We start from the raw sequence: 1311 nt of genomic DNA, 5'->3' as shown, positions 1-1311 counted from the left end.
CTAGACAAATCACATCGTTGCTGGTCAGGTGCACCTCGATCACGTTCCGGCCAGGTCAGCCCGGCATGTCACCAACCCCGGTGAAAGACGGAGGCCGGCGGCGGCACAGGATGCCGCGGTCGTCGGCGGAGGAGGCGAGCCAGCGTGGGCTGGAGGGGCACCAGGACGGTGTCGCCCCGGGCAGCAGTGCGAATGGCGTCGACGATTTCCGAAGGTGCGGCGTCGACACGACGGCGACCCCTCTGTGTCAGGGCAGGGGCCTGCCACGCGAGCACCTGATCGGAACGCACCCGGTGCTCCCACATCCGAGGGCTCGAGGCCCTCGGCTACAAGGTCACCCTCGCCCCCGCCGCGGCCTGACCCGAAGGCCTCACGCACCAGGCCAGGGGGCGGCCCACCAGCGCCCGTCCCGGCATGATCGGCCCCGCCCACGCGCGCCCGCAGCGGGCCGCCGCACAGGCAGCCGTTCCAGCGTCGCCGCGGGTGGGCACTCCCCTGCCTCACGTTGCGCCGAATTTCGGATCAGGAGCGGGGCCGGTACGTAACATTTCCCGGGCAAGCCGCGGATACGATTCCAGTAACTTTCTCGGCACCGTGTCCTGGGACCCGCCCACGATCGGGGGCGGGTCATACACCTACACCGTCCAGATCGAGGGAACGAGATCCGGGGTGACCACGCAGGAGGTGTCCGTCCCCCGGCTCGACTATGCCCGTTCCCCGAACGACCAGCTCGGGCCGATCACCATTACCGCCCACAACCCCGTTGGGACGGGGCCGCCCGCGAGCAGGTGACCCCCGCGCCGCCCGTTGTCTTGTCGGACCGGGCACCATGGCCTCGTCGATGGGTCGCCGGCGAGCCTGCCCGACGAGTACGGTCCCCGCGGCAAAGCTCGGACCCGTGCTCAACCGCCCTCGAGTCCGTCTAGTGCGTTGTCCGCGAATGCGGGTCGGTTATTGTTGATCAGGCGGCGTTTCTGGTGTGGCCCCAGCGGTGTTGGCGTTCGGAGTGGACGCGGGCGCGTTCGCGGCGTTGTGCTTCGAGCACTGTTGGGTGGCGGCGGTGGGTGTTGCGCCAGCGCAGGTAGGCGTGCAGGTCGCGAGCGAGTGCCGGGTGGTTGGGCGGGTCGCTGTTGGCCAGGGCGAAGCCGCGTAGCGGGCCGAAGTGGTCGAGTAGGGCCGCCGCGTTGCCGCGGCGGCCCCCTCTCAGAACCGTGCTTGCGGTAGGGTAGGCCGCCGACGAGGTGCCAGTTGACCTGGTCCTTTTCCGACGGCCCCCCTCCGAACCAGCCGTGCCCGCTTTCCGTAGCAGCT

2 protein-coding genes are annotated in these 1311 nt (G+C 69.9%); one reads left to right on the top strand and one right to left on the bottom strand.

What is annotated here, in order from left to right:
• Nucleotides 1-669 precede the first annotated feature (669 nt).
• Nucleotides 670-792 (top strand): hypothetical protein, encoded by a 123-nt coding sequence (locus tag BCD48_RS54975; protein ID WP_274536564.1) that lies wholly within the window; start codon nucleotides 670-672, stop codon nucleotides 790-792.
• 169 nt (nucleotides 793-961) lie between these two features.
• Here BCD48_RS54975 and BCD48_RS52960 read toward each other — a convergent pair.
• A partial coding sequence (locus tag BCD48_RS52960) for a hypothetical protein (RefSeq protein WP_491677160.1) occupies nucleotides 962-1311 on the bottom strand: 350 nt, incomplete at its 5' end.

Source organism: Pseudofrankia coriaricola (genome assembly GCF_001854805.1).
Taxonomy (GTDB): domain Bacteria; phylum Actinomycetota; class Actinomycetes; order Frankiales; family Frankiaceae; genus Pseudofrankia.
The sequence above is the reverse complement of the archived record's forward strand: the minus strand, read 5'-3'. Positions and strand labels throughout refer to the sequence as shown.